Origin of the sequence: Enterobacteriaceae endosymbiont of Donacia piscatrix (genome assembly GCF_012569525.1) — a bacterium.
Classification (GTDB): Bacteria; Pseudomonadota; Gammaproteobacteria; order Enterobacterales; family Enterobacteriaceae.
In genome coordinates this window covers 431,977-433,222 of the sequence record NZ_CP046200.1, presented here as the reverse complement: position 1 = coordinate 433,222, position 1,246 = coordinate 431,977, and the positions used below count along the sequence as shown (strand labels likewise).

Below are 1,246 nucleotides of genomic sequence, written 5' to 3'. Positions count from 1 at the left end.
TTTTAAAAAAGCAATAAGTATTCCAAATTGAGTTCCCCAATCACCAATATGATTTGACTTAATAACATTATGTCCAACAAAAGATAAAATACGTGCCATTGAATCACCTATAATTGTAGATCTTAAATGTCCTACATGCATTTCTTTTGCTATATTAGGACTAGAATAATCAATGACTATATTTTTAGATATAATATTTTCTGTTAATCCTAATTTTTTAGAAATTATTAATAAATTAATTTGATTAGATAACCATTTTTTTTTGATGAAAAAATTAATATATCCTTTTTGAGATACTGTAATTTTAGATAAAATATTATTTAATTTAAAATTTTTTACTACTTTTTTAGCAAGATAATTAGGGTTTATTTTTAAATGAACAGCAGCCGAAATAATACCGTTTATTTGATAATTTCCAAATATTTTTTTTTTACATGAGCGCAAAATAACATTATACTTGGATGGAATACCTGTTTTAATCATTGATTTGTGAATTTTTATTGAAAGAAATTTTTTTATATTCATTTGTTTCCTTTTTTTATATAAAAAATTATAAACATTAAATAAATGATATTTTGTTATATTTATGTAAATTTAAAATATATAATAAAATTATAATTTAATATATTAATAAAATTAATTTATAATTAAATTGAGATTTGTTTATTTTTTATATATAAAATTTTTAAGAAATATTATTATATATAATATATAAATTATTATTTATAATTTAAAATTATTTTTTTTATAATAAAAATAATTTTATATATTTAAATATTAAAAAATCAATAAATTGATATTTTTAATTTTTAAACATATAAAATTTTTGTTTATATAAATTACTATTCTAAATAAAATAAATTTCATATTAAAACTATTAATTATATAATAAAATTTTTTATAAAAAAGGTTTTATAAATGATAAAAAAATTATTTTGTGGTGATATTAATAAAGAATTTCTTAATCAAGAAATAACTCTTTATGGATGGGTTCAAAATTATAAAAATTTAGGAAAATTAATTTTTATTAATTTAAAAGATAGAGAAGGTGTAATTCAAGCAGTTTTTAAACCTAAATATCAAATAGCTTATAATATAGCAAATACATTACGTAATAATTTTTGTATAAAAATTAAAGGTAAAATAGTAAAAAGAACCAAAAAAAATAAAAATGTAAAATTACTAACAGGAGAAATTGAAATTATTGTATTCGATATTATTATTTTAAATAAATCTAAATCTCTTG

2 protein-coding genes are annotated in these 1,246 nt (G+C 15.7%); one reads left to right on the top strand and one right to left on the bottom strand.

Annotated features, from left to right (window positions below; all coding sequences use genetic code 11):
• Nucleotides 1–525, bottom strand: a 525-nt coding sequence (gene argS, locus GJT96_RS02145; protein ID WP_169780556.1) for an arginine--tRNA ligase domain-containing protein, incomplete at its 3' end; no start/stop codon positions are given.
• A 393-nt stretch (nucleotides 526–918) separates the two neighbouring features.
• Between argS and GJT96_RS02440 the strand changes: the two genes are divergently transcribed.
• Nucleotides 919–1,246, top strand: a 328-nt coding sequence (locus GJT96_RS02440; protein ID WP_247646086.1) for an OB-fold nucleic acid binding domain-containing protein, incomplete at its 3' end; no start/stop codon positions are given.